The organism is Blastococcus colisei, assembly GCF_006717095.1.
In the GTDB taxonomy this organism is placed as follows: domain Bacteria; phylum Actinomycetota; class Actinomycetes; order Mycobacteriales; family Geodermatophilaceae; genus Blastococcus_B; species Blastococcus_B colisei.
The window spans coordinates 146,649-168,777 of record NZ_VFQE01000001.1 but is presented as its reverse complement, the minus strand read 5'-3'; the positions used below and the strand labels follow the sequence as shown (position 1 = coordinate 168,777).

General features: G+C 72.4%; 17 protein-coding genes. 4 read left to right on the top strand and 13 right to left on the bottom strand.

Annotation, left to right across the window (positions count from 1 at the left end; all coding sequences use genetic code 11):
* Positions 1-64: 64 nt before the first annotated feature.
* From FHU33_RS00775 to FHU33_RS00760, 4 genes are all read left to right on the top strand, one after another.
* Complete coding sequence (locus FHU33_RS00775; protein ID WP_142023630.1) at positions 65-2,128, top strand: HNH endonuclease signature motif containing protein; 2,064 nt, start codon at positions 65-67, stop codon at positions 2,126-2,128.
* A gap of 86 nt (positions 2,129-2,214) precedes the next feature.
* Positions 2,215-3,408, top strand: a complete 1,194-nt coding sequence (locus tag FHU33_RS00770) for an ATP-binding protein (protein ID WP_142023629.1) — start codon at positions 2,215-2,217, stop codon at positions 3,406-3,408.
* Between the two features lie 542 nt (positions 3,409-3,950).
* The gene (locus FHU33_RS00765) at positions 3,951-5,633 is read left to right on the top strand and encodes a SpoIIE family protein phosphatase (protein ID WP_246063184.1); all 1,683 of its coding nucleotides are present in this window, start codon (positions 3,951-3,953) and stop codon (positions 5,631-5,633) included.
* Positions 5,634-5,693: 60 nt separating this feature from the next.
* A complete protein-coding gene (locus FHU33_RS00760) occupies positions 5,694-6,152 on the top strand; it encodes an ATP-binding protein (RefSeq protein ID WP_142023628.1) in 459 nt (152 codons plus the stop codon).
* A gap of 113 nt (positions 6,153-6,265) precedes the next feature.
* Here FHU33_RS00760 and FHU33_RS00755 read toward each other — a convergent pair whose 3' ends face one another.
* The 13 genes from FHU33_RS00755 to FHU33_RS00695 form a co-directional block, all read right to left on the bottom strand.
* Positions 6,266-6,754 carry a hypothetical protein gene (locus tag FHU33_RS00755; RefSeq protein WP_142023627.1) on the bottom strand — a complete coding sequence of 163 codons (489 nt, stop codon included), beginning with the start codon at positions 6,752-6,754 and terminating at the stop codon, positions 6,266-6,268.
* Positions 6,751-7,113, bottom strand: a complete 363-nt coding sequence (locus FHU33_RS00750) for a response regulator (protein WP_142023626.1) — start codon at positions 7,111-7,113, stop codon at positions 6,751-6,753. The genes FHU33_RS00755 and FHU33_RS00750 overlap by 4 nt, the downstream gene beginning before the upstream one ends.
* Positions 7,110-7,679 carry a chemotaxis protein CheX gene (locus tag FHU33_RS00745; RefSeq protein WP_246063183.1) on the bottom strand — a complete coding sequence of 190 codons (570 nt, stop codon included), beginning with the start codon at positions 7,677-7,679 and terminating at the stop codon, positions 7,110-7,112. The genes FHU33_RS00750 and FHU33_RS00745 overlap by 4 nt, the downstream gene beginning before the upstream one ends.
* A complete protein-coding gene (locus tag FHU33_RS00740; RefSeq protein ID WP_092202642.1) occupies positions 7,676-8,059 on the bottom strand; it encodes a response regulator in 384 nt (127 codons plus the stop codon). The genes FHU33_RS00745 and FHU33_RS00740 overlap by 4 nt, the downstream gene beginning before the upstream one ends.
* 2 nt (positions 8,060-8,061) lie before the next feature.
* Positions 8,062-8,886: a CheR family methyltransferase gene (locus FHU33_RS00735; RefSeq protein ID WP_142023625.1), complete on the bottom strand. Its 825-nt coding sequence runs from the start codon at positions 8,884-8,886 to the stop codon at positions 8,062-8,064.
* Positions 8,883-10,001 carry a protein-glutamate methylesterase/protein-glutamine glutaminase gene (locus FHU33_RS00730; RefSeq protein ID WP_142023624.1) on the bottom strand — a complete coding sequence of 373 codons (1,119 nt, stop codon included), beginning with the start codon at positions 9,999-10,001 and terminating at the stop codon, positions 8,883-8,885. Before FHU33_RS00730 ends, FHU33_RS00735 begins: the two co-directional genes overlap by 4 nt.
* 444 nt (positions 10,002-10,445) lie before the next feature.
* Positions 10,446-11,339, bottom strand: a complete 894-nt coding sequence (locus FHU33_RS00725; protein WP_142023623.1) for a hypothetical protein — start codon at positions 11,337-11,339, stop codon at positions 10,446-10,448.
* Between the two features lie 147 nt (positions 11,340-11,486).
* Complete coding sequence (locus FHU33_RS00720; RefSeq protein WP_211354953.1) at positions 11,487-11,939, bottom strand: chemotaxis protein CheW; 453 nt, start codon at positions 11,937-11,939, stop codon at positions 11,487-11,489.
* 1 nt (position 11,940) lies between these two features.
* Positions 11,941-14,427, bottom strand: coding sequence for a chemotaxis protein CheA (locus FHU33_RS00715; RefSeq protein WP_142023622.1), 2,487 nt, complete (start codon positions 14,425-14,427; stop codon positions 11,941-11,943).
* Between the two features lie 184 nt (positions 14,428-14,611).
* Entirely contained in the window at positions 14,612-16,225 is a 1,614-nt protein-coding gene (locus FHU33_RS00710) for a methyl-accepting chemotaxis protein (protein WP_142023621.1), read from the bottom strand.
* Positions 16,226-16,525: 300 nt separating this feature from the next.
* Positions 16,526-18,106 carry a methyl-accepting chemotaxis protein gene (locus tag FHU33_RS00705; protein WP_142026870.1) on the bottom strand — a complete coding sequence of 527 codons (1,581 nt, stop codon included), beginning with the start codon at positions 18,104-18,106 and terminating at the stop codon, positions 16,526-16,528.
* A gap of 381 nt (positions 18,107-18,487) precedes the next feature.
* Complete coding sequence (locus FHU33_RS00700) at positions 18,488-20,104, bottom strand: methyl-accepting chemotaxis protein (RefSeq protein WP_142023620.1); 1,617 nt, start codon at positions 20,102-20,104, stop codon at positions 18,488-18,490.
* Between the two features lie 289 nt (positions 20,105-20,393).
* Positions 20,394-22,001 (bottom strand): methyl-accepting chemotaxis protein, encoded by a 1,608-nt coding sequence (locus FHU33_RS00695; RefSeq protein ID WP_342778616.1) that lies wholly within the window; start codon positions 21,999-22,001, stop codon positions 20,394-20,396.
* Positions 22,002-22,129 lie beyond the last annotated feature (128 nt).

Genomic DNA, 22,129 nt, shown 5'->3' with positions numbered 1-22,129 from the left:
TCGTCGTCCGGCAGGGCGCCACTTCCGCTGGTCAGACCCCCGCACGTCGGCTATGATCGAACACGTGTTCGACGACGTGGTGGTGTTGACGGCGGAGGAGTACGACGCCTACGTCATCGCCTGCCTCGAGACCGAGTTCGGCGCCGACTACCCCGATGCCGCCGACTTCGTCCGCGACGAGCACCAGCGCTTCCTCGACGCCCGAGCCCGGCTGCTGTGCGCCGGCGCGGCCCAGCTCGACCAGGCGGCCGCCGCCGACCGGGACGCCGCCCGCGCCGCCGCCGCCCGCGCCCGGGCGCTGGCCGCCTTCGCCCGCAGCCGCCCGGCGGCGATGTTCGACCGCGCACCCGGCGAACGGGGCGCGGCCTCGGCGGCGTCGGTCGCCGCCCGGCCCGCCGCACTCACCGAGGTCAGCGAATGGGCCGTGGACGAGGCCGCGGCCACGCTGGGCATCTCCGCGCGGGCCGCCTCGCTCATGCTGGTCCAGGCGGTGACCCTCGTCGAGGGCCTGCCCGCCACCCTCGCCGCCCTCACCGCCGGCGACATCTCCCCCGCCCACGCCACGGTGCTGGTCGAGCTCGCCGGCCCGGTGTCCACACCGCAGAAACGCGCGCAGGTGGAGGCGGCGGTGCTGCCCCGGGCCCCGCGGCAGACCACCGCCGCGCTGCGGGCCTGCGTACGGCGCGCGGTCACCCGCATCGACGCCGCCGCCGCCGCGCAGCGACTGGCCGAGGCCGTACGGAACAGGCAGGTGCGGCTGGACGCCCGCGACGACGGCATGTCGGCGATGACCACGCTGTGGGCCACTCCGCTCGCCCGCGCCTGCCACCAGACGCTCAGCGCCTACGCCACGGCCTGCACGTACGACGAGAACGGCGACCGTGACCCCCGCACCCACCAGCAGCGCATGGCCGACTGCCTCGCCGACCTCATCCTGCGCCCGCACGCCGACCACCCGCCGGTGCAGATCGCACTGACCCTGGTCACCGGCGCCGACACCCTCACCGGGCACGGGCCCGGTGCCGACGAGCCGGCCGAGGTCGACGGCGACCTCGTGCCCGCCGCCCTGGCCCGCGAACTGGCGTACGTGTTCGGCCTGCTCCCGCGGCCCGCCCCGGCGACCCCCCACACCCCCAGCCACGACACCGACACCGCCGCGCACGCCAGCGAGAACGACGGCACCGACACGGTCGACGACGCCGCCGATGACCCCACCGACACGGTCGACGACGCCGCCGATGACCCCACCGACACGGTGGACCTCACCGGCACGGTCGACGACGCCGACGATGAGGCCAGCCACACGGCCGATGACGCCGTTCCGAGTGCTGCCGCCGAGAACGACGCCAGTGGGAGCGACGCCGGCGGGAACGACGCGATCACCCCACACGACGCCGGCGGCGGGAAGGTGCCACCGACCGGCGAGGGCGGATCGGCGGCGCGCCTGGCCGCGTTGCGGGCCGCGGAACGCGCCGCGGCCCGGGAGCTGGGGACGGCCTACGCCGGCCGGCCCGCCGACGTGGGGTCCGCCGCGTCGGCGCAGGCGGCGTTGACCCGGCTGCTGGACACCCGCCGGCTGATCGACACCGCACTCGCCGAACGGCCCCGCATCGCGGTGACCGACCGGCTGACCGGGACGCTGCTGGCGCTGACCGACAGCATCGAACTGCGCGCGGCCGCCGCCACCGGACACGGACTCGGGCCCCCACCGGGCACCGACGGCTACCGGCCCACCGACCCCCTGCACCGCTTCGTGAGACTGCGCGATCGCCGCTGTCGCTTCCCCGGTTGTCGCGCCCGCGCCCGCTGCTGCGACCTCGACCACCAGACCCCACACCCCCACGGGCCCACGGCGCACGACAACCTCGCCTGCCTCTGCGAGCACCATCACCGCCTCTCCCACCAGGCCCCGGGCTGGCGGCTGCACCGCGACCCCGACGGCGGCCTGGTGTGGACCCTGCCCGGCGGACGCACCCTCACCACCCACCCGCCCGCCTTCGGCACCGACGACGGCAGCACCCCGACCGTCATCCCGTCACCGCCCACGGCTCAGGAGAAGTACGCCGCCGCGCTGGCGAGGATCAGCGCATCCAGCCCCGGCCCGCCCGACCCGCTCATCCCGTACTGAGCGCTGAGATGCCCGCGGGCGACACGCGCTAGGTCGTTCTACCGATCTCTACGGTTCCGGCTAGAGAACGCCATACGGTGCTCGACATGGATCCCGTGCGGAACCCGTATGCCCCCGGTGCCGGCCAGCGCCCCCCGGAGCTGGCCGGACGCGACTCGGAGCTGTCCGCCTTCGACGTCGTCCTGGAGCGGATCGCGCACGGCCGCCCCGAGCGCTCGCTCGTGCTGACCGGGCTGCGCGGCGTCGGCAAGACCGTGCTGCTGAACCAGCTGCGGTCGGCCGCGATCTCGCGCGGCTGGGGCACCGGCAAGATCGAGGCTCGCCCGGAGCAGTCGCTGCGCAGGCCGGTGTCCTCGGCCCTGCACATGGCCCTGCGCGAGCTCGGCCCGCGGCACAAGGACCAGGAGTCGATGGAGGAGGTCCTGGGCGTCCTCAAGGCGTTCGCGCAGCGGCAGGCCCCGGCCGAGGCGAAGGTGCGGGACCGCTGGCAGCCGGGCATCGACGTCCCTGCCGCCAGCGGGCGGGCCGACTCCGGCGACATGGAGATCGACCTCGTCGAGCTGCTCAGCGACGCCGCCGGGGTGGCTGCCGACATCGGCAGCGGGATCGCCCTGTTCATCGACGAGATGCAGGACGTCCAGCCCGACGACGTCTCGGCCATCTGCGCCGCCTGCCACGAACTATCCCAGCAGGGCGCGCCGCTGATCGTCGTCGGCGCGGGCCTCCCCCACCTACCCGCCGTGCTGTCCGCATCGAAGAGCTACTCCGAGCGGCTCTTCCGCTACCTGCGCATCGACCGGCTCGACCGGGAGGCCGCCGACCGCGCGCTGCTCGCACCGGCCGCCCGGGAGGACGTCGAGTTCGAAACCGACGCCCTCGACGCCCTCTACGCGGCCGCGGACGGCTATCCCTACTTCGTCCAGGCCTACGGCAAGGTCACCTGGGACGTCGCGGCCTCCTCCCCCATCACCGCTGCCGACGTCGTCATGGCCGCGCCGGTCGCCGAGGCCGAGCTGGCGGTGGGCTTCTTCGGCTCGCGCTACGACCGGGCGACCCCGGCCGAGCGGGAGTACATGCACGCGATGGCCGAGCTGGGTGGTCCCGGCGGGACGGCGGTGGCGACGAGCGAGGTCGCGGTCTCCCTGGGCCGCAAACCGGCGTCGCTCTCGCCCGCGCGCGACTCGCTGATCAAGAAGGGCCTCGTCTACTCCGCCGAGCGCGGGCAGATCGCCTTCACCGTGCCCCACTTCGGCCGTTACCTGCTCCGCCACCCCGACTGAGATTCGGCCGGCGTCGCGCGGCGCATCGAGCAGAGACCCCGGTAGTCACCCCTGTGGGGCAGCGCCCTCACCCGCACTGCAGCCTGCATCGACACCCCCGAGCAGGCGGCCACGCTGCGCAGCGTCGGAGCCGAGCGGGGGCAGGGCTACCACTTCGGCAGACCGCAGGCACCGGAGGCGCCCTTCGGCGACGGCGAGGACACCGGGGCCGCAGCCGGACGAGCGTTCCGGCGACGGCCTCGGCGTAGGTCCGACGCCCGCTGCGACGACGACGCCCGAGCGCCTCTGAGGCGCCAAGGCCGGCACGTCTGCGGACTCCGCGGCACGTCGGCGTCGTGGACGCCACGGTGGAACTCGTTCACCCGGCGGACGCGCGAGCACCTGCGGCGTCCGGGACGGGACACAGTCGTCCCCGCTCCGCGCCTCCTTGGCAGCCGCTGGTCGGGTGGACAGAATCGGGCCCGTCCCCGCCCGTGTCGGTGTGGACGCTCCAGCAGCGGAGCAGCCGGCCGGCGGACACAGCGAGGCGTGGGGGCACCACGGTGGACGAGCGCGAACTGCGGCAGCGCGAAGGTGCCGGCCGACGCCCCGACGCCGACCTCGTCCGGTTCCTCGAAACCATGCCGGCCGCCTTCTCCTTCCTGGACGCCCGCTGGCGGTTCCGCTACGTGAACGCCGAGGCCGAACGGCTGATGGGCCGCTCCCGGACGCAGCTCGTCGGCCAGTCCCTGTGGGACGCCTTCCCCGACATCGTCGGCAGCCTCTTCGAGACCAGCTACCGGACGGCGACGGCCACCGGCCACCCCCTCACCTTCGAGACCTCCTTCCCCGGCGTCCCGGAGGGCTGGTTCGAGGTCCGGATGTGGCCGGGCTCGGACGGCCTGGCGGTCTACGTCCTCGACGTCACCGACCGGCGGAACGCCGAGGACGCCGCCCGGCGGGCCACCGCGCGGACGGGGCTGCTCGCACGGGTGAGCGCGGAGCTGTCCGGCCAGCTGGACACCCTCTCCGCGCTCGGCCGGCTCGCGGAGCTGGTGGTGCCGATCCTGACCGACGGCTGCATCGTCACCCTGGTCGACCGCGAGGGCCGGGCCCGCGACGTCGGTTCCTGGCACGCGGACCCGGCGCGCCGGCCGCTCATGAACCGCTACGCCCAGATCCGGCTCGACACCCTGCCCGGCACCTCACCGGTGGCACAGGCCCTGCTCGCCGGGACGCCCGTCACCGAGTCCGTCGCCGCCGTCCTGGACCTGATGGGCGAGGGCCCCGCCCGTGACCTCCTCGTCGCGCTGGCCCCCGCCACGGCCGTCGTCCTCCCGCTGACCGCCGAATCCCGCACCGTCGGCGTGCTCACGCTGTACCAGGACGCCGGCCGGGTCATGACCGCCGAGGACGTGGACACCGCCCGGCAGGTCGCGGCGGAGGCCGCCCGGGCGATCGCACGGGTGCACCGGCAGAACCAGCAGGCGCAGCTCGCCGAGGCCCTGCAGCGCAGCCTGCTCACCGACCCACCCGCGCTGGGCGAGACCGCCGTCGTCGTCCGGTACGTCCCCGCGGCGGAGGCCGCTCGCGTGGGTGGTGACTGGTACGACGCCTTCCTCCAGCGGAACGGCTCCCTGGTGGTCGTGATCGGCGACGTCGTCGGGCACGACACCGCCGCCGCCGCGGCCATGGGGCAGCTGCGCGGGCTGCTGCGCGGGATCGCGTACTACAGCAGCGCCGGACCGGCCGAGGTGCTGCGCGGGCTGGACGAGGCCATCGCCCAGATGCACGACGAGACGCTCGCGACCGCTGCGGTCGCCCGGTTCGAGTGCGACGGCGCCGGCGGCCGCATCCTCCGCTGGGCCAACGCCGGCCATCCCCCACCGATCCTGCTGACCGCCGAGGGGACCGCCACCGTGCTGGGTGGCGATCTCGGCGACCTCATGCTCGGCGTCGACCCCGCCGCCGTCCGGGCGGAGTCGGTGGTGCCCCTGCCGCCGGGGGCCGTGGTCCTGATGTACACCGACGGCCTCGTGGAGCGCCGGGAGAGCACGCTGGACGCCGGCACGGCCGCCCTGGTCGGACATCTGAGGGAGCTGGCCGGCAGCCCCCTCGACGAGCTGTGCGACGGCCTGCTGCGCCGGATGCTGCGCGGCACCCCGCAGGACGACGTCGCGCTCGTGGCCGTCCGGCTGGCCGATCCCCACCCGGACGAGTCAGGAAGCACATCCCCGCACGGTTGACGCCGTGATCGGCTGGGCAACTCCGCCTGTGCACGTTCCGGCAACCGGGGGGAGAGGGCCATGGGTCGACTGTCGTGGCCACTGCGCCCGTTGCCCGACGGACGCGGCGAGGTGTGGCGCTGGGATCTCTCCGAGCTCTCCGAGCTGCCGGCGGCGCGCGCGGCGCTGCGCACCCGCCTGGGCGTGGCCGGGTTCCCGCCCCCGGACGAGGACACCGCCGGGGAACGGCTGGTGCTCGCCTTCGACGAACTGGCCTCCAACGCACTGCGGCACGGCGAGTCCCCCGTGGTGGCGACCGTGGTGGCCGGCAGCGGTGGATGGCTGCTGGACGTGAGCGACCGGGCGTCGGAGACGCTGCCCGCCCCGGCCGTCGACCGCGACCCCGCCAAGGGCGGCCTCGGCCTGCACCTGGTCGCCCGGCTGTCGGTGGCCCACGGCTGGTACGTCGACGAGGGCTGCAAGCACGTGTGGGCCTGCCTGCCCACCGTCGTCCAGAACCGCCGGCCCGCCATGGCATAGGAGGGCACCCAACGCCTCCGGGCCCACTCGCCGCGACCCCCGCTACCTCAGTGAGCAGCGGGGGTCGCGGCATTGCAGACCATCGCAGCCCGTCGGACTACGAGGTCACTTCCTCACGGCAGGACCAGCGAGAGTGCTCCCTTGCCGTAGCCGGGAACCTCGAGTGCGAGGTCGATCCGGTTGAAATTGGCGAGCATGCCCTCGATGTCACCGGGCAGGTCGTCGCCGGGGGCGTAGAGCTTGTGCAGCTTGGAGTGCGGGGCGCCCGGGATGTTGAACAGCGCCGACAGCACGTTCACCACCTCGTGCAGCGCCTCGACCAGCATGCCGCTGAGCTCGCCGTCCTCCTCGACCGCGTCCTGCGCACCACCAGGCGGGAGCAGGGCCAGGGCGGCTCCGGTGTAGGCCGACGCACCCAGGTCCATCACGCAGATCGCGTTGATGGCCATGTGCGGGTCGACGTAGACCGCCACGGACACCGGCTTGTCGGGGGTCGGCGTGACCGGGGCGCCGGGGTTGACGCCGACCGACTTGCCGACCAGGCCGGACAGCATGTCGCGGACGTCCTTGGCAGCGGGCAGCTGCACGGTGCCGGTCGTCATGCGATCACCCCGTCCAGGTGCTCCTTGAACGTGTCCTCGGTGAACGGCTTGGCGATGAGGAAGAGGGCGCCGGCGTCGGACGCCTTCTCCCGCATCTCCGGGGAGCCCTCCGAGGTGACGAACCCGAACGGCACGGCGGAGCCGGAGGCGCGCATGGCCTGCAGGCACTCGATGCCGCTCATGTTGGGCATGTTCCAGTCGGACAGGACCAGGTCCGGCTTCTCGGACGAGACCTTGGCCAGCGCGTCGGCGCCGTCCTCGGCCTCGACGATGTCGTGGTCGTCGTAACCGGCCTGGCGCAGAGTACGGATGACGATCTGCCGCATGACGCGGCTGTCGTCGGCGACCAGGATCTTCACAGCGGCACCTCGTTTTCGTGCTGGTTGTTCTCGGGGACGGACGGGGCTCCGGCGGAGCCCTGGACGGTGACGATCAGGGACTGGCCACGCCACAGGAGGTCGACGCGGCAGGTGTCAGCCGAGGCATCGGCTGTGTGGCCGGCTGGGGGTACCGACCCCACCTCGGGCAGGCCGAGGACGGAAGGGCCGGGGAGGACGGCCTTGACGTTGCCTCCCACGACGTTGGCGAGCTCACCCAGGGCGTCCTGGATGTCGTCGGCGTCGAGCACCGGGGGAGCGTGCTCGGCCATCAGGCACCGGGCGAGCGCCTCGGCGGTCGAACGGCCGCAGGTGAGGACGACGGCGCCGGTCCACGGCCCGACGATCTCCACCCACGAGCTCACGGCGTCGTCGGGGAGCCCGCCCGGGAGCGGCACGAGGAACTCGTCGTCCCCGATCAGGGCAGACCAGGCCTCCTGCGCGATGCTCTGGACGGTGTCCTCGTCGATCAGCTCGGTGATCAGCAGCGGGGCGTCGCTGGCGCGACGGCGCTCGCCGGTGTCCCCGGACGCGGACAGCTCGGTCACAGGACGACCTCCTCGGGCAGCAGGCCGAGGAGCGCGAGCTTGTCGCGGATCGCGTCGGCGGTGAAGGGCTTGATGACGTACTCGTGGGCGCCGGCCGCGAGCGCCCGCACGATCTGGCCGTGCTCGCTCTCGGAGGTGACCATCATGATCGTCACCTGCCGCCAGGCCGGGTTGGAGCGGACGGCGGAGACGAACTGGAGCCCGTCCATCACCGGCATGTTCCAGTCGACGCAGACCAGGTCCGGCACGTAGCCGCCCTCGAGGACGTCGAGCCCCTCGCGGCCGTGGCCGGCCTGCTGCACCTCGTACCCGAGACCCTCGAGGATCCCGGCGACGATCCGGCGCATGACCTTCGAATCGTCGATCACCAGAGCGCGCACGATCACTTTCCCTTCAGCGGGCGGTAGGCGGAGCTGCGGCCGACGACGACCCGCTCCCAGGAGTCGTCCACCCCGAGCGTCGTCTCTGCCGCGCCCAGGAACAGCCATCCGTCGGGGCGCATGAGATCGCGCACGCGGCGGAGGATCGCCTGCTTCGTGGGCAGGTCGAAGTAGATGAGGACGTTGCGCAGGTAGACCACGTCGAACGGACCCATCCGCGGCAGCGGCGTCGCGAGGTTGCACTCGGAGGCGGTGACCATCCGGCGCAGCGGCGCGGAGACCTCCCACTCGCTGCCCGCCCGCACGAAGTGCCGGACGAGCATGGGCGCGGGCAGGCCGCGGTTGACCTCGAGCTGGGAGAACCGGCCGGCCCGCGTGCGCGCCACCATCTCGCGGGAGAGGTCGGTCGCGGTGATGGAGACCCGGGAGCCGGCGTTGGGGATCGCGTCCTCGAGCAGCATCGCGATCGTGTACGGCTCCTGCCCGCTGGAGCAGGCGGCCGACCAGATCTGGAGCCGCTCGTTCGGTCCGCGAGCGGCCAGCAGCGCCGGCATCACCGTGGAGGTGAGCGCGGTGAACGGGTCGCCGTCCCGGAACCACGAGGTCTCGTTGGTGGTCAGCGCCTCGACGATCCGGCGATTGCTGTCCTGGTCGGGCCGGCTCCGGACCGAGTCCACGAACTGGGAGACGTCGGAAATGCCCTTCTCCCGGGCGATGGGCAGCAGGCGCGCCTCGACGAGGTACTCCTTGCCCGGCTGGAGGACGATCGCGCTCTCCTTGTGCACGAGGGCGCGCACCCAGTCGAAGCTGGTCGCGGTGAGGGTCATCGCGCGCCTCCTGCGACGGCCGCGGCCGGACGCGTACCCGCGACGCCGGACAGGTGGCGGTTGATCGCCTCCGGGATGCGGTCCAGGGGCAGCACCTCGTCGGCGTAGCCGGCCTGGCTGATGGCGCCGGGCATCCCCCAGACGACGGAGGTGGTCTGGTCCTGCACGAGCACGGTGCCTCCAGCGGCGCGGATCTCCCCGGCGCCGTTGCGTCCGTCGGAACCCATGCCGGTCAGGACGACGGCCAGCACGGCGCCGTCGAACGCGGTCACGGCCGAGCGGAAGAGCGGATCGACGGCCGGACGGCAGAAGTTCTCGGGCGGGCCCTGGTGGAGCCCGGTGTGCAGGGCCTGCCGCCCGCGGGCCCCACCGCCCCGGACGACGAGGTGGTGATCGCCCGGTGCCAGGTGGACGGTGCCCGGGAGGATCGGGGTGCCGTCGGAGGCCTCCACCACGCGCAGCGGGCACAGCCGGTCGAGGCGCTGGGCGAACTGCCGGGTGAAGACGGGCGGCATGTGCTGCACCAGGAGCACCGGGACCGGCAGCGAGGCGGGCAGCTGGGGGAGCACCTTGGCAAGCGCCTCGGGCCCGCCGGTGGAGGAACCGATCACCAGCACGGCCGGCAACTTGTGCGGGCCGGTGCGGGGCGCGGCGGGGGGAGGAGGGGGGAGTGGTGCGGCGGCGCGGGCCGGCCCCGGGGTGACCGGGCGGCCGGTGAGCGCCTTGATCTTCGGGATCAGCTGCTCGCGGACGCTCTCCATCGACTGCCCGACGCTGCCGACGTTCGCCGGCTTCGTGACGTAGTCGTTGGCGCCCGCGGACAGGGCGTCCAGGGTGGACGAGGCGCCTCGCTCGGTCAGCGTGCTGAACATGACGATCGGCACCCGGCTGCGAGAGGCGCGGATGGCGCGCACTGCCTCGATGCCGTTCATCTCCGGCATCTCGATGTCCATCGTGACGAGATCCGGCTTCAGCTGCTCGAGCTTGCCCAGGGCGATCCTGCCGTTGACGGCGGTGCCCACGACCTCGATGTCCGGGTCGGCGGAGAGGACGTCGGTCACGATCTTCCGGACGACGACGGAATCGTCGACGACCATCACCCTGATCGGGTTCACGCGTGTCCTCCAGCTTCCCTGCGCAGGCTCAGCCCGGCAGGCTGTCATTCCTGTATCGGCACCAGGGAACGGCCCTTGAGCGGGCGGGCATGATCCTTTTCGCGAGCGGCTCCCGGAGGCGCCGCCGACGGTACCGACACATTGAGCTTCGGGTGTGCGCAATGAAAAGGAAAGGGACCGGCCGAACTCGTTACGCGATTCATCGGCGACCGCCCCGGAATGGTCGCAATAGCATTTTGGCCATCTGTCGACAATGGCGATGCGGTCGCCGGATCAGGCGGAGAGCTGCAGGTCACCGGCCCGCAGCAGCCGCATCCCGCCAGCGATCGAGCCGAGGTGCGCGCATGACCGCCTCTTCGGCGATGAGGTCACCGCGAGCACGTGCAACGCCCGCGACCACCGCGAGACGCGGCAGGCGCCGCAGGCGGGAGGGAGAAGGGTTGCTCAGGCAGCGCTGACGCGGCGCAAGGGCGCCTGCAGGACCGCCTGAGCCCCCTCGTCGAGCAGGTCGCCCATGGCCAGACCCTGGACGCAGCCCGCGACGGCGTTCCACACGCCCGCGGCGCCGTCGTGCAGGTCGAAGCCGCCGTCGAGGAATGCCTGGACGGCGTGCAGCTGGGCCGCCGCCAGGGATCGGGTCCGGCCGGACACGTGCGCGGCCCAGGAGGCCTCGTGCATGGCCGTGGCCCACGGGCGGTGCTCGGCGCGGCCCTCGTCGACGGCCGCGCGCCAGGCGGCCCGGCCGGTCTCGTCCAGCCCGCGGATCGCATCGAGCAGGCCTGCCAGAGCGGCGGCGGCCGGGCCGAGGTCGCCGCCGACCTCGGGGACGGCGACGAGTGCACGCTCCACGGCCCGGTCGTAGGGGCCGGTCAGCTCACGCCGGACCAGCGGGGGGAGGACGCCTGCGGCCCAGTAGCCGACCGCGGCGTCGGCCAGGACGGCCACGGCCTCGTCCCGCTCGTCGTCCGACAGCTCACCGGCCGCGGCGTGCTCGGGGCCCAGGACGTCGTCGCGGAGCAGGCGCTCCAGCGTCGGCGCGTCACCGATCGTGCCCTGCTCGAGCTGGCTCACGAGCACGGCGGCGCGATCATCCGCGGCGGCGGCGCTGCGCATGTGCGGGACGGAGGCAGCCAGCTCCCGGGCGCGGCGACCACGGACCGCGAGCACCCCGCGCTCCTCGAGAGCGAGTCCCCGGCTCGGGTTCATGGTGGCGAGGCCCGACAGGGCCACGGCATCGGACCCCAGCCCGGTCAGCAGGACACCGGCGACCGCCTGGCCGGCGGGCAGGCGCACCAGGTCGAAGCCGAGCGTTGCGGCACTGACCAGGGAGTAGGGCACGGTCGCCTCCAGAGATGGGTTGGTCCACTCTGAATGCTCCGTCCCGGAAACGCCACGCGGCCGTCACCCCAAGGCAGGAGAGCGATGGGGGAACGGCCGCGCGTTCGGGCGAAGACTGTCAGCGCCCGATTGCGTCGAGTGAGCGACTCAGGCGCTGACGGCTTTCTGGACGTCCAGCGCCAGCAGCAGCTGGCCGTGCAGCTTGTACGCGCCGCGGATCAGGTCACGGGCCTGGCCCTCCAGCGTGTCCGGCGGCGCCTCGAAGTCACTGGCGTCCACGTCGACGACGTCGGCGATGGAGTCGACCAGCATGCTGACGGCCTCGCCGTGCAGGCGGACGACGATGACCACGGGGTCGGTGCCCTCCGGACGCGGCGGTCGGCCGAGGCGCTCGCGCAGCTCGATCGCGGTCACCACCTGGCCACGCAGGTTGATGAGCCCGGCGACGGCGGTGGGCGCGAGGGGCACGCGGGTGAGCTGCTGGCTGCGCAGCACCTCCTGCACGTGCTCGACCTCGATGCCGTACAGGTCACCGTCCAGCCGGAAGGTGGCCAGCTGCCCGCTCGTGGCGGGAGCGGCAGTGCGGGCGGGGGCGGTCACGTCAGACCTCCAGCAGAGAGGCGGGGACGCCGGTGGGCGTCGCGGGGGCGGTGGGGTGGGCCGAGTAGAAGGCCGGGTCGGCAGCCAGGATGGCCGCGCGCACGTCGAGCAGTTCGGTCACCTTGTCGCCGAGGACGGCGGAGCCGAGCAGCCCCAGGTCGTCGATGTCGCTGCGCACCGCGGCCTCGCCGTCGACGATGTCGAGGATCTCCTCGACGACGATCGCGACGCTGCGCCCGTGGTCGCTGTAGACGATCACCTCGAGGACCTCGCGGTCGGTCTCGCCGTACGCGCCCAGGTGCCGGTCGAGGCGGACCATCGGCAGGATCGCGCCGCGGTACTGCACGACCTCCCGGTTGCCGACCTTCTCCACCGACTCCGTGCGCACCTGCTCGAGGCGCGTGACGGTGTCGAGGGGGATGGCCACGCGGCGGCCGCCGCCGATCGCCGCCAGGAGCATCCGCTGCCGGTCGGTCTCGCTCGACGCCGCGGCCGCGGCCGCGTCCCGGGCGGCCTCCTGGCTCCGTTCGGTGGTCTCGGTGCGCAGGGCCCGGCGGGCCAGCGCCTGGACGTCGAGGATGAGCGCAACGGTGCCGTCGCCGAGGACGGTCGCGCCGGAGTAGAGGCCGATCGCCTTCATCTGGCCGCCGACCGCCTTGACGACGATCTCCTCGGTGTTGATGACGCGGTCCACGACGAGGCCGAAGCGCCGGCCCTCGGAGCGCAGCACGGCGATGACCACGTGGCCGTCGTGCCGCTCGGAGGTCAGGCCCAGGACGTCGGTGAGCCGGACGAGGGGCAGTAGCTCACCCCGGAGCCGGTAGACCTGCGCGCCGCCGACCTCCTCGACGGCATTCGCTGCCTTCTCGGCGTCCAGGCTGACCAGCTCCTGCAGGCTGATCTGCGGGATGGCGTAGCGGTCGCCGGCGCACTCGACGGTCAGCGCCGGGACGATCGCGAGGGTGAGCGGGATGCGCAGCCGGCAGACGGTGCCCACACCGGCGTCGGACTCGACCTCGATCGTGCCGCCGATCGCCTCGATGTTGGTCTTGACGACGTCCATGCCGACGCCTCGGCCGGAGACGTTCGTGACGGCCGCTGCGGTGGAGAAGCCGGGCAGGAAGATCAGCTGCAGGATGTCGGCCGGGCTCATCCGGGTGAGCGCATCGGGGGTGACGAGGCCGCGCTGGACGGCCTTGGCGCCCAGCTTGGCGGGGTCGATGCCCGCGCCGTCGTCGGCGACCTCGACCACGACCTGGCCGCTCTCGTGGCGCGCCCGCAGGGTGAGGACGCCCTCGGCGGGCTTGCCGGCCTTCCTGCGCGCCTCGACGGCCTCGATGCCGTGGTCCACCGAGTTCCGCACCAGGTGGGTCAACGGGTCCTTGACGGCCTCGAGCAGCGTCTTGTCGAGCTCGGTCTCCCGGCCCTCCATCTCCAGCCGCACGTTCTTGCCGCACTGCAGACCCAGGTCGCGGACGACGCGCGGCAGCTTGGACCAGATGTGGTCGATCGGCTGCATGCGCGTCTTCATGACGCCCTCCTGCAGCTCGCTGGCGATCAGGTTGAGCCGCTGGGAGGCACGGATCAGGTCCGTGTCGGTCTGCCGGGCGACGTTCTGCACGATCTGGTTGCGGGTGAGGACCAGCTCGCCCACCAGCAGCATGAGCTCGTCGAGCAGGTCGACGTCGACCCGGATGGTGCTGTCGGCGACCCCGCGCCGCGCCTGACCGTCACCGCCGGCCGACGGCGCCTCGGTCTCGGTCTGCTCGGCGGCGGGAGCCGGGGCGGCCGGCTCCTCCACAGTGCGCTCGGGCATGACTGCGTTCGCTCCCTCGGGCAGCTCGTCGACGAGGACGGCGAGCGGTGCGTCGTCCAGCGGCCCGGCGGCGGGCGCCGCCGGGGTCGTCGTGGCACGCGGCGTGGTGGCCTTGCGTGCGGTGGTCTTCCTGGCCGGGGTCTTCGCGGCCTTGACCGGGGCCTTGGCGGCAGCCTTGGCGGGAGCCTTCGCGGCGGCCTTGGCCGGAGCCTTGGCCGGGGCCTTGACGGCGGTGGCCTTCGCCGGCGTCCCGGTCCGGGGGGCCGGGATGGCCGCGGCGGCCGGGGCGTCGTCCATCGCGGCGGTGATCGCGGCGACGACGCCGGCGACCTCCACGGCACCCTCACCGCCGCTCGCCTCGATCGAGGTCAGCAGGGCCCGGACCGTGTCCACCATCTGCAGCAGCACGCTGGTGCGGGCGGGAGTCAGCGCCAGTTCGCCGTCCCGCAGCCGGGAGAGCATGTTCTCCCCGACGTGGGTCACCTCCTCGAGCCGGTTGAAGGCCAGGAAGCCGCTGGTGCCCTTGATCGTGTGGATGGTCCGGAAGATGCTCGAGAGCCGCTCGCGGGAATTCGGGTCCTGTTCCAGCGCGACCAGGTCCGAGTCCAGCTGGTCGAGGTTCTCGTGGCTCTCGACCAGGAACTCCTCGACGATGTCGTCCAGACCGTCCACCGTTGGTGCCTTCTCTCTCACGTTGCGACCGGGCTGGGAGCCCGCCCGGTTGGGTCATCGGCCGGTGCCGGGCGGAGTCAAGGTGAACCCGCCCGGCACCGCCGTCGGTGCAGTTATCGGCACCCGCGAGGTGGAGCCGACACCTGCTGCCCCGCCGAAGTGGCCACGTCGACAGGGGTGGTGCTCAGTACGTGAACGTGCCGACGCTCGTCCGCAGGTCGGCGGCCATGCGGGAGAGCTCCTCCACGGCCGTCTGCGTCTGGGTCAGCGCCTGCGTGGTGGACTCCGCCGCCGTGGAGACACCGGTGATGTTGCTGGCGATCTCCGTCGTCCCGCCGGCGGCCTCCTGGACCGAGCGCGACATCTCGTTGGTGGTCGCGGTCTGCTCCTCCACCGCCGAGGCGATGGTGGTCTGCCGGTCGGAGATCTGGGCGACGATCTGGGAGATCTCCTCGATCGCGGCCACCGCCGCGGTCGTGTCGCCCTGGATCGACTGCACCCGCCGGGCGATGTCCTCCGTCGCCTTCGCCGTCTCCTGCGCCAGCTCCTTGACCTCGTTGGCCACGACCGCGAAGCCCTTGCCGGCCTCCCCGGCCCGCGCGGCCTCGATGGTGGCGTTGAGCGCGAGGAGGTTGGTCTGCTCGGCGATGCTGGTGATGACCTTGACGACGTTGCCGATCTCGGCCGAGGACTCGCCCAGCTTGGCCACCGTCGCGGTGGTGGTCTCCGCTGCCGTGACGGCCCGGGCCGCCACCTCGCTGGCCTCCGCCGCGTTCGAGGCGATCTCCCGGATCGAGGCACCCATCTGCTCCGCACCCGCGGCCACGGTCTGCACGCTGCGCGAGACCTCCTCCGCCGCCGAGGACACGACACCGGACTGGGCCGAGGTCTCCTCCGCCGACGCCGAGATCTGCGCCGACGACGCCGACAGCTCCTCCGAGCTCGCCGCCACCGCGTCCGCCGAGGCGGCCACACCGGCCAGGACCGACCGCAGGCCCTCCTGGGCCGTGCCGAGCGAGGCGGCCATCCGGCCGAGCTCGTCACCCGAGTTGACCTCGGGGATGACGGTCAGATCGCCCTTGGCAAGCGCATCCACGGATGCCTGCACCGACCGCACGGTCCGGACGATCTGGCGCACGACCCACCCACCGAGCAGCCCGGCGACGGCGACCCCGATCGCGAGGGCGATCCACAGGGTGTACCGCGCCGCCGTGGCGAGGTCCTGGCCGGCCGCGGCGTCGGCCTTGGCGTCCTCTCCCTGCCGCGCCTGCTCGACACCGAACGAGTCCGAGAGGGCCCGCCCGGTCTCGGCGAGCGGACCGCTGACCACCTGGAGGGCCGCAGCGGCGTCGCCGGTGGCGGCGACCGGGTAGAGTTGCCCCTCCACCACGGCGAAGTAGGCGTCGACGGCCTCCTGGACCGGCGCGAAGTCGTTCGGGTCTCCCAGGGTGTCGACGTAGACCTGCACCTCGCCGACGAACTGCTCCGTGCGAGCCTCCAGGTCGGCCCGCAGGCTTTCCTGGGTCGCCGCGTCGGCCAGGCCGTAGACGTTGTTGCGCGCACGGATGCCCTGGAACGTTCGCTGGGCCTCACCCAGCCGCTCGAGCGGCACGATGGAGTCCTCGTACAGCATGTCTCCCGCGTCGGCCAGCGTTCCTATCCGCTGGACGGCCAGAGCTGTGAGCCCGAAGGCGACGATCGCGAGGACGGCGAGGGCGGCACCGATCTTCACGCCGATCGGACGATCGGTGAACCAGCCTCCTCGTCCGGAGCGGGTGGTCTTGGCGGGAACAGTCATGGTGGTTCTCCTGGAAGAGACTGATGTGCACGGCAGGCGGGGCATCGTCGCGCCGCGAATGGCCTCGACAGAAAGCGGTCCATCACGTGGGGCGTGTGCGACTGGCAGAAAGGTAGGGCACGTCCGAATCGGGATCGTCCGCATTTCCAGCGTGTCGCGAACGGCGCGGAAGATTGGTCGATGACCGCATCGTCGTTGTCGACATGACGCCATTGACGTGTCGGGAAAGGTGCCCGGAATGCGCGAACGGGGTGGCAGCCGGACATCCGGCTGCCACCCCGATCGTGTGGGTGGAGAGCGTCAGTAGGTGAAACGCCCGACGCTGGTCCGCAGGTCCGCGGCCATCCGGGACAGCTCGTCCACGGCGGTCCGGGTCTGCCCCAGGGCCTGGGTGGTGGAACCGGCCGCGGTCGAGACGCCGGTGATGTTGCTGGCGATCTCCGCCGTGCCGTTCGCCGCCTCCTGCACCGACCGCGACATCTCGCTGGTGGTGGCGGTCTGCTCCTCCACGGCCGAGGCGATGGTGGTCTGCCGGTCGGAGATCTGGGCGACGATCTGGCTGATCTCCTCGATCGCCGCAACGGCGGCGGTGGTGTCGCCCTGGATCGACTGCACCCGGCGGGCGATGTCCTCGGTCGCCTTCGCCGTCTCCTGCGCCAGCTCCTTCACCTCGTTGGCCACCACGGCGAAGCCCTTGCCGGCCTCACCGGCACGCGCGGCCTCGATGGTGGCGTTCAGCGCCAGCAGATTCGTCTGCTCGGCGATGCTCGTGATCACCTTCACCACGTTACCGATCTCGGCCGAGGAGTCACCCAGCTTCGCCACCGTCGCCGTCGTCGTCTCCGCAGCGGTCACCGCGCGGGCCGCCACCTCACTGGCCTCAGCCGCGTTCGAGGCGATCTCCCGGATCGAGGCACCCATCTCCTCCGCGCCGGCGGCGACGGTCTGCACGCTGCGCGAGACCTCCTCCGCCGCACCGGACACCACACCGGACTGGGCCGAGGTCTCCTCCGCCGACGCCGAGATCTGCGCCGACGACGCCGACAGCTCCTCCGAGCTCGCCGCCACCGCGTCCGCCGAGGCGACCACCCCGGACAGCACCTCCCGCAGGTTCCCCTGGGCAGCGGCCAGGGCGTCGGCCATGCGGCCGAGCTCGTCGCCCGACGTCGCCTCGGGTGCGTGCGTCAGGTCTCCTGCCGCGAGCGCGTCGACTGCGGCATGGACAGAACGCACGGTCCGCGTCAGGTGCCGGACGACGACGACAGCCAGCGCCGACGCGAGCAGCAGCCCGACGACGAGAGCGGTGACGATCTGCAGCACGACGTCGCCCGCGAGGTCCTCACCGGCAGCCGCCTCAGCGGCGGCCGCTGCCGCCTGGGCATCGCTCTCGACCGCGTACGGGTCCATGACACCGCTGGCCAGCGGCTTCTCCTCGTTGAACCCGTAGTACGCGGCGGAACCGGCGTCGATGGCGTTCATCTGCTGGGTGGCGTTGGCGTAGTAGGCGGCCAGGGCCTCGTTGACCGCCGTCCACGCGGCGTCGTCGGCCTGCTGGCCGTCGTACCGATCCAGCAGAGCCTGCAGCGCGACCTGCCGCTCGGCCAGGTTCTCCCGCAGGAAGGCCCGGGTCTCGGCGTCGGCGACGTTGTAGGAGACGACGCGCACGCGGTCGCCCTGGAAGCTGCGCTGGATGGCGCCCAGGGTGTCCATCGGCTGGACCTGCTCCTGGTAGAGGCGTTGCTCGCCGTCACGCAGTTCCTGCACTCCGCTGACGCCGACCCGGGTGATGACGAGGGCGACGAGTCCCATGGTCGCCACGACGGCGGCGAGCTTCACGGCGAGGGGACGGTCGAGGAACCAGCGGCCGCGACGGCGGGCCATCAGGGTGGTGCTCACGATGAGGTGCTCCTTGCTCGGGGACCGGAAGGCTGCGCGTCGCCGCAGTGCGCAGCACTTCTCGGACTGTTCATTTAATACGTCCCCGAGGATGGGGCATCAGGATAAGTCGTTAGCGATGCTTCGCAGCGTGTCAGGAAATGGCCGGAGATCGACAGCTGACCGCCTCCGGATCGGCGTCTTGTCGACATTCCGCTCGCCCGATTCCTGACAGGGGAAAGGCGCGGCTCGTCGACCGCGGTGCGGGTCCGACCGAGTGCTGGGTGGCGGGGCCGGCGGCTCTGGGGACACGAGAGGAGCGCACGGCCCCGTGGGGCCGTGCGCTCCTGGTGTGTCCGGATCAGCGCCGGTGCGGCTGGTGGCCGGTCAGTAGGAGAACTTCCCGACGGTCGTGCGCAGGTCCGCTGCCATCCGGGACAGCTCGTCGACCGCGGTGCGGGTCTGGGTCAGCGCCTGCGTGGTCGACTCCGCGGCGGTGGAGACGCCGGTGATGTTCGTGGCGATCTCGCCGGTGCCGCTGGCCGCCTCCTGCACCGAGCGGGACATCTCGCTGGTGGTGGCGGTCTGCTCCTCCACGGCCGAGGCGATGGTGGTCTGCCGGTCGGAGATCTGCGCGACGATCGAGCTGATCTCCTCGATGGCGGCCACCGCGGCGGTCGTGTCGCCCTGGATCGCCAGGACCCGCTTGGCGATGTCCTCGGTCGCCTTCGCCGTCTCCTGCGCCAGCTCCTTGACCTCGTTCGCGACGACGGCGAAGCCCTTGCCGGCCTCACCGGCGCGCGCGGCCTCGATGGTGGCGTTGAGCGCGAGCAGGTTGGTCTGCTCGGCGATGCTGGTGATGACCTTGACGACGTTGCCGATCTCGGCCGAGGAGTCACCCAGCTTGGCGACCGTCGCGGTGGTGGTCTCGGCGGCGGTCACGGCCCGGGCGGCGACCTCGCTGGCCTCCGCGGCGTTCGAGGCGATCTCCCGGATCGAGGCACCCATCTGCTCGGCACCGGCCGCCACCGTCTGCACGTTCCGGCTGACCTCCTCCGCAGCGCTCGACACCACACCCGACTGGGCCGAGGTCTCCTCCGCCGACGCCGAGATCTGCGCCGAGGACGCCGACAGCTCCTCGGAGCTCGCGGCCACCGCGTCCGCCGACTGCACGACCGACGAGAGCACCTCCCGCAGGCTCACCTGTGCCGAGTCCAGGGCCGCGGCCATCTGGCCGAGCTCGTCCGCCGAGGTGATTCCTGTCGCAACGGTGAGGTCGCCGGTCGCCATGGCCTCGGCGGAGCGCTGGACCGAGCGGACCGTCCGGGTGATGCGGCGGACGACGACGACGGTGAGGCCGACGGTCACGGCGACCGAGCCCAGCGCGGTGACCAGGAGGACGGTGATGGCGTCGTCCGCCTCGGCGGCGGCCGCCTCGTTGCGGGCGGCGGCCTGGGCGGCCTGGGCCAGGCCCTCGGCCTCCATGTCGTCGGCGATGATCTGCAGGAGCGGCTGGAGCACCTCGGACTGCACCCGGGAGAAGGCCTCGAAGTCGCCACGGTCGGCCGCCGGGAAGAGCTGGGTGGCGACCGCGTCGACGAACTGCGCCCGGGTCTCCATCATCCGGGTCATCTCCTCCGGCGCCGTGATGAACGGCTCGTAGGCGTCGTAGCCGGCCTGGAGATCGGCGTTCTTCTCCTCCATCTGCTCGACGAGCTCCACCCGGCGCTCGGGCGTGGAGACGGCGTACTCGAGCGTGCGGGCACGGTGCGCGGCGTGCGCGCGCTGGACCTCGGCCAACGCGGTGAGCGGCTGGAGGTTCTCGGTGTAGAGGGCCTCCCGGGTTTCCTTCATCTCGCTGATGCGCTCGACGGCCAGCCAGTTGGTGCCGAGGACGACGATGGCGAGCAGTGCGACGACCGCGCCGATCTTCACCCCGATCGGACGGTCGGCGAACCATCCACCCGGTCGCCCGGATCGAGTCGTGCGGGCTGGGACGGTCATGACGGGCTCCTGGGGACGGATGCGGGGCTTCGCAGTCGGGCGGCGTCGGGAACGGCGGCCCGACGGCGGAAGAGTGACGCACGCAGTACGGATCCGAAACAGGATCAAACACGTGTCGCGGCAATCGTCAGAGAAAGTCAGGTGACTGCCTTCCGGCCCTCTTCTTGTCGACAATTCGGCCGCGTCTTGGAATGGCCAGAATGGCGGCGGAAACGCGCGGGGAGCACACGACCGGTGTGGTCGTGCGCTCCTCGTCGTCCGGGTCAGCGCCGGTGCGCCACTCGCCCGCTCAGTAGGTGAACCGCCCGACGGCCGCGCGCAGCTCGACCGCCATCTGCGACAGCTCGTCCACGGCGACGCGTGTCTGGGTCAGCGCCTGGGTGGTGGAGTCAGCGGCGGTGGACACCCCGGTGATGTTGGCCGCGATCTCGCCGGTGCCGCCGGCCGCCTCCTGCACCGAGCGCGACATCTCGCTGGTCGTGGCGGTCTGCTCCTCCACCGCGCTGGCGATGGTGGTCTGCCGGTCGGAGATCTGCGCGACGATCTGGGAGATCTCGTCGATCGCGGAGACGGCGGCCGTGGTGTCGCCCTGGATGGCGAGGACGCGCTTGGCGATGTCCTCCGTGGCCTTGGCGGTCTCCTGGGCCAGCTCCTTGACCTCGTTCGCGACGACGGCGAAGCCCTTGCCGGCCTCACCGGCACGCGCCGCCTCGATGGTGGCGTTGAGAGCGAGCAGGTTGGTCTGCTCGGCGATGCTCGTGATCACCTTGACCACGTTGCCGATCTCGGCCGAGGACTGGCCCAGCTTGTCGACCGTGGCCTTCGTCGTCGCCGCGGCGTGGACCGCCCGGCTGGCGACCTCGCTGGCCTCCGCCGCGTTCGACGCGATCTCCCGGATCGAGGCGCCCATCTGCTCGGCACCGGCCGCGACGGTCTCGACGCTGCGGGACACCTCCTCGGCCGCCGATGCGACCACTCCGGACTGGGTCGAGGTCTCCTCCGCCGAGGCGGCGATCTGCGCCGAGGACGCGCTCAACTCCTCCGAGGAGGCCGCCACCGCGTCCGCCGAGGTGACCACACCCGCGAGCACCTCGCGGAGGCTGGCCTGCGCCGCGTCCAGGGACGCCGCCATCTGACCCACCTCGTCCTGCGACCGGATCCCCGTGGTGACGGTCAGGTCGCCGACGGCGAGAGCCTCGAGGGCTGTCTTGACCGCCCGCACCGGACGAGTGATGGAGCGCATGGTCACCCAACTCACCAAGCCGATGACGATCAGCCCGCCGAGCGTGATCACGATCCCGATCAGCTGGGACCGGGCGATCGCGTCGTCCAGCCGGCCCTGGGCGGCGTCGCTCTCGGCGGCGAGTGCGTCCTTCGCCGAGCTGACGGCGCCGTCGGTGAGGTCGTTCGCCGCCTGGATCTCCTCCCAGCGTGCCCGCATGGCCACCGGGTCGGCGACCGCCTCGTCGACCCACGCGGTGATCGCGTCGGTGTACGCGCGGAAGCTGTCATCCAGTCCGGCGACGGAGTCGGCCGCCGGCCCCTCGAGCGGGATCGTGGCGAGCTCGGCCAGCATGCCCTCCGGGGTGGCGATGTCATCGGCCAGCTCCGTCAGCTGCGCCGCGGGGTCGTCCCGGACGAGCGTCTTGAAGTCGTCGACCTTGAGCTCGCTGGCGCGGGTGTCGATCTGGAGGACCAGCTTCTCGGCCTCGTTGAGGTTGCTGAGCTCGGTGTTCGCCTCGTGGACGTCGGCGTTGCCGACGACCACGGCGGCGAGCACGCCCCCGAGGGCGAGCACGACGACGGTGAGGAGGACACCGAACTTCACCGCCAGCGGGCGGTCGGCGAACCAACCGGCGCGCCGCGGGGCGGCGGGGGAATGGGCAGTGGAGTTCACGGGGGACCGTCCTGACAGAGCATGGCGTACACGCGCCGGATGTGATGACGCCATGATTGTTGCGACTCCAGTCGACCCGGAAGTCTAAGAGACTCAAGGCTGACCCGAATTGTGATGTTTGGATCGGG

Excerpts from the sequence above, each read along its gene's own strand:
- FHU33_RS00700 (WP_142023620.1), bottom strand. The coding sequence starts at position 20,104 with ATGACCGTCCCAGCCCGCACGACTCGATCCGGGCGACCGGGTGGATGG.
- FHU33_RS00755 (WP_142023627.1), bottom strand. The coding sequence starts at position 6,754 with ATGACGACCGGCACCGTGCAGCTGCCCGCTGCCAAGGACGTCCGCGAC.
- FHU33_RS00735 (WP_142023625.1), bottom strand. The coding sequence starts at position 8,886 with ATGACCCTCACCGCGACCAGCTTCGACTGGGTGCGCGCCCTCGTGCAC.
- FHU33_RS00760 (WP_142023628.1), top strand. The coding sequence starts at position 5,694 with ATGGGTCGACTGTCGTGGCCACTGCGCCCGTTGCCCGACGGACGCGGC.
- FHU33_RS00710 (WP_142023621.1), bottom strand. The coding sequence starts at position 16,225 with ATGACTGTTCCCGCCAAGACCACCCGCTCCGGACGAGGAGGCTGGTTC.
- FHU33_RS00770 (WP_142023629.1), top strand. The coding sequence starts at position 2,215 with ATGGATCCCGTGCGGAACCCGTATGCCCCCGGTGCCGGCCAGCGCCCC.
- FHU33_RS00705 (WP_142026870.1), bottom strand. The coding sequence starts at position 18,106 with ATGGCCCGCCGTCGCGGCCGCTGGTTCCTCGACCGTCCCCTCGCCGTG.